Source organism: Streptomyces sp. H39-S7 (genome assembly GCF_027158205.1).
Taxonomy (GTDB): Bacteria; Actinomycetota; Actinomycetes; order Streptomycetales; family Streptomycetaceae; genus Actinacidiphila.
This window is the reverse complement of the sequence record NZ_JAPVLU010000119.1, coordinates 1-4439: the sequence shown is the minus strand read 5'-3', so window position 1 is coordinate 4439 and position 4439 is coordinate 1. Positions and strand designations below refer to the sequence as shown.

General features: G+C 67.9%; 4 protein-coding genes. 3 read left to right on the top strand and 1 reads right to left on the bottom strand.

Annotation, left to right across the window (positions count from 1 at the left end):
* Positions 1-1073, top strand: a 1073-nt coding sequence (locus O3X23_RS43595) for an aminotransferase class III-fold pyridoxal phosphate-dependent enzyme (RefSeq protein WP_269280871.1), incomplete at its 5' end; no start/stop codon positions are given.
* A 9-nt stretch (positions 1074-1082) separates the two neighbouring features.
* Here the strand turns inward: O3X23_RS43595 and O3X23_RS43590 are convergent.
* Positions 1083-1496: an NUDIX hydrolase gene (locus O3X23_RS43590; RefSeq protein ID WP_269280868.1), complete on the bottom strand. Its 414-nt coding sequence runs from the start codon at positions 1494-1496 to the stop codon at positions 1083-1085.
* A 516-nt stretch (positions 1497-2012) separates the two neighbouring features.
* Here O3X23_RS43590 and O3X23_RS43585 point away from each other — a divergent pair.
* Both O3X23_RS43585 and O3X23_RS43580 read left to right on the top strand, forming a co-directional pair.
* Positions 2013-3260: a hypothetical protein gene (locus O3X23_RS43585; protein WP_269280865.1), complete on the top strand. Its 1248-nt coding sequence runs from the start codon at positions 2013-2015 to the stop codon at positions 3258-3260.
* Positions 3261-3329: 69 nt separating this feature from the next.
* A complete protein-coding gene (locus tag O3X23_RS43580; protein ID WP_269280863.1) occupies positions 3330-3566 on the top strand; it encodes a hypothetical protein in 237 nt (78 codons plus the stop codon).
* Positions 3567-4439: the final 873 nt, after the last annotated feature.

Here is a 4439-nt window from a genome sequence, read left to right as displayed (position 1 = left end):
CCGCCGCGCTCCAGCGCGGCACGGCCTTCCAGCTCCCCACCACCGCCGAACTCCAGGCTGCGGAGGTGTTCCTGTCCCAGGTCGCCGTCGGCGACGACATGGTGAAGTTCGCCAAGAACGGATCCGACACGGTCGACGGCGCGCTGAAGCTCGCCCGTTACGCCACCGGCCGCACGCTGGTCGCCAAGTGCAGTGAGCACCCGTTCTTCTCCACCGGGGACTGGTTCATCGGCACCACCGCCGCCTGTGGCGGCACCCACCCCGAACCCGGCAGCCGCACCCGTGATTTCCCCTACAACGACACCGCCGCGATCGAGGCCTTGTTCACCGAGCACAGCGGCGACCTGGCCGCGGTCATCCTGGAACCGGTCCGCTTCACCGCCCCCGACCCGGTCTTCTTCGCCCGCCTGCGCGAACTGTGCACCCAGCACGGCACCGTGCTGGTCTTCGACGAAACGGTCAGCGGCCTCAAGTACCGCCTCTGCGCCGCAGGCCCCCTGACCGGCGTGCGCCCGGACCTGACGTGCTGGGGCAAGGGCATCGGCGGCGGGATGCCGCTGTCAGCGCTCACCGGACGCCGCGACCTGATGCAGCTCGGCGACCACGCACGCCCGCGCCCAGGCCAGCCCCCGTTGCTCCTGCTGTCCACCACCCACGGCAGCGACGGCGCAAGCCTGGCCGCGATGGTCGCCACCGTGGGCGAACTCCACTCCACCAACGCCATCCCCCGCGCCCACGCAATCGGCGCCACCCTGCGCAACACCCTGGCAGCCGTCCTCACCGAGTCCGGCCTGGACCGCCTGGTGCGGCTGACGGGCTACGACTGCTTCCTCAACATCGAGACCTTAGGAACCGAACGGCTGACAGCACCGCAGCTCAAAGCACTCTTCCTCAGCGAGACGATCCGCGCCGGCGCCCTGGTACGCGGCATCTTCTACTCCACCACCGTCCACACGGCCGAACACCTGGAACTGACCGCGGCCGCCGTCCGGCACGCCGCGACGGTGTGTGTCCGCGCGCTGAACGGCCAGAACCCCGCGCCGATACCCGTCACCGCGGTCCGTCCGCTGTAACCGCAGGGGCTACGCGCGTGAGGCACTGTAGCCAGCGCCACCGGATGTCAGCAGAACGCTGACACCCCCGTCATACCAAGGCATCCGCTCGTCAGCCACGTCCACCGGCACCCACGCCACCTCCTCCACGTCCGCGTCCAGCCCGTCCGCGAACGGTTCCGCGTCGCCCTCCAACTCGGCGCGGAAGACGTGAAACACGTCATGCACCTCGGCGCCGATCACCTCGGCGACGTGGACCAGTGCTCCGACCCGGACCACGACGTGCGCCTCTTCCTTGGTCTCACGCTGCGCGGCCTCGGGCAGGGTTTCCCCGTCCTCACGCTCGCCACCTGGCAGACTCCAGCCGTCCCGGTTGCGTACCAGCAGGACCTCGCCCACTGCGTTGGTGACCAGGGTGTACACAACATCGACCCGCTTCAACATCCGTCGCCTCCTCCATGACCTGCAGCGAAACGCTGACACCATCTTCCTCGCGATACCGTGCTCAACCCGCCACGTCGGGCCGAGCACAGCGACGGCTCTACTGCGCGGCGTTGAGCTCGTGGTTCTTGCGCGCGTGGCTGCGGACGCAGACCCAAACTGACGAGGAGCGAACGATCCGTCTCCCCATCCCCCTCAGCGCCACGAAGCCTTGATCAAGAGAGTTCTGCACAGCTTCATCCCGCGCTCCCTTCCTCATTCACCGCTACGCGTCCGCCGGTTCGGTCGGTGGTGCGAGGGACCATCAACGGTGCTCGATGGCCGTCGCTGTCCCTGACGGCTGGGGGCGTGCTGCCGGGATGTCAGTGGTTTGAGGTAGGAATGGGTGACGAATTGGGCTGGTCACAGGGGGTAGGGGATGGCGGGGCCACGGCTGATAGCCCGAAACATCTCCCGCCTTGCGGGAGCAGCACGGAGGGGGTCTGGTCGGATACGCCCTGTACAGGCAGGATCACCGCTATGGGGAAGAGCGCATGGGACACCGTGACAGACCACGCGGTTTGGCTGGACGACGACGTGACGGGCTTGCCGGCCGGTCTGGCCGGCGACCGCTACGTCTGCCGGGCATGCTGGGAAACAGTGATTCTCAAGGGCACCAAGGTGGACGCGAAGGTGGCCCCGTACTTTTCGCACAAGAGCGGCTCGGACTGCGCGGATCCCGAGCGGGAAGCGCAGATCGATGAGGACACCGAGGTCGTGATCCGGCTACGGGACACGATCCGTGCGCTCCCCGGCGTGACGGCCACGACCGAGATCCTCGGCGAGGACGGTAAGGATCCTTTGGGACTGCCGCCGATCATCATCGCCTGCTGCGGCGGTACCACCGTGGCGATCGAACGGCCCGGTGTCACCCTGCCCGGCCCGGACATCCTGCGGCGCCGTATCCGAGCGGTACGCGAACGCCACGGCGGAGTCGAGCACGTGTGGTTCCTGAAGAAAGACCCGAATCAGTTCGGCAAGCTCGGCACTCTGAAGGTGCGGCACGGTGGCCAGGACGACGTTCATCACACGCTCGCGCCCAATGAACAGCAGGAAGTCATTCTCGCCTCTGGCGGAAACGTGTACTGGCTCGACGGCAAACTCGTCCTGATCCCCTACGGGGTGCGCTGGTTCCAGCACCCGGTGAAGAAGGACCAGGACTGGAATGCCTGGCCCAGATGGCGAAGCGACCCGCGCAACGACTGGCGGATCAGCAAACCCCGCCCTTCCGCGGACGCGGACTGCTGGGGCCTGGTGCCCATCGAGCTGTCCTCGATGACGAAGACTCAGGCGGTCTTCCGGCCCTCCAAGGCCCATCGCGTCATGGATGAACTCTACGCAGCCCAGGAGCAGCGCCACCGCTGGCGCAACCGCCGGGCCCACGAGCTCTACGCGGAGCGTCACCAGCCTGTACCCGGACCGCCTGTGCGCGCCGACGAACTGCCTGAACAATCCATTCCGCTTGTGCCTGTGCAAGAGACCGAGCGCCGGCCCACACCCCCGGCTCTCCCGCCGAACTCCCCCACACCATCAGCAAGTGAACCCGGCCCGTCGCACGCCCAGGCCACTGACGCTGGCTCCGTCGCGTCGCCCTCCCCTGAGAGTGCCCCGGCCCCAATCCCGCCGCAGCCCCAACACCCGCCCCGGGCCGTCCCCGCGCAGCGCAAGCTGAGGCGCCGGTGGCCGGCGATCTTCCTACCCGGACGCTCCAGGCGCCGCTACAGGTAGGCGGAAGACGCACCGCCAACTCCAGTTCGAGACCGGCGCCCGTCAGCAGTTGCAGGCCGAGGCGTTGTCATGCTGCTGCTGTGGCGCCGCGGCGATTCCCTCGATGATGCCCTGGCCGTACTGCACGGCATCACCCCGAATCCGCACGCCGGAGCCTCGGTGGTGGGTGAACTGGAAATGGCAGAATTACCGGGGAATCCCAAGGTGCCGGCCAGCCGACGACGGGCCTCCGCGACCGAATACGGATCGCTCAACCCCAAACGGGTGCTCCCCGCACGCCAGCGCACAAACCGGCCCGTAGCGTGAAAGGGCGAGGCCACACCCCGAGGGGGCTTCGTGGGTTGCGCCTTCGTTCCGCTTCGCACGCCGACGAAGGCGCGACCACCCCTGACTGAACAGCGCGTATGAGTCCAGACACGGATCGTGGCTGGCGCGAAGCGCCAGCCCCTGGTTCCTGGGCTCCTGGCTGTTCCCGGCGACCGCCGCGATGGTGTGTTTGGGCTCAACCAGCGTGCTGGTCGCCTCCGCGATGGCTGGACGGAAGCTTCCGCTGGGCAAGATCTCCCGGCCCAAGCCCGTGACCGTCCGTGGCGCGTATAGAGCCGCACCGCCGGCCGTTGTTCTCCCACCCACGCGAGATACCGAAGAAATTGTCCGCGCCCATGTCACATCCGGTCCGAGTTGAGGACTTCCCGTAGTTGTACAGCCGGAATCCGTCCGGCTGTCCGAGCTCGGGAGCTTCCTATGCGCCGTTTCCGCCGCACCGCCACCACGCCTCCTCGCCTCGGATGCGAGACGCCGACCTCTGGCCCGGGCCTGTCCACACCGCTGCTCGCTGAGCTGGAAGCTCTCTGCGATCACGCCCGCAACCTTCCGTGGCTTGGCAGCCGGGAACAGCGGCCTGAGGAGTACCGGCGCCTCGCGGGCATTGTTGTGGCGCGTCTCGTGGAGGGCTGGGCTGAGCAGAGCGATGGGCACGGCACGCTCCAGGACCTGCTGGCGCCGCCGCTGTCCTGTGCCGCCGTGCGTAGCGCGAGGGATGCGGTGCCCGTGAAGCGCCCCATATCGAGCGTGGGGGCCGCACTCGCAGAATCGCCGACTCAATCGAATACAAAAGATTGATCATGGAGCGCTGGAGTGAACGTGCCTTGCCTGCAACGCCCTTGGCCGCCAGCGGGC

What these genes read in the sequence shown, in the direction of transcription:
- O3X23_RS43590 (WP_269280868.1), bottom strand. Translation starts at nt 1,496, where the DNA reads ATGTTGAAGCGGGTCGATGTTGTGTACACCCTGGTCACCAACGCAGTG.
- O3X23_RS43585 (WP_269280865.1), top strand. Translation starts at nt 2,013, where the DNA reads ATGGGGAAGAGCGCATGGGACACCGTGACAGACCACGCGGTTTGGCTG.
- O3X23_RS43580 (WP_269280863.1), top strand. Translation starts at nt 3,330, where the DNA reads ATGCTGCTGCTGTGGCGCCGCGGCGATTCCCTCGATGATGCCCTGGCC.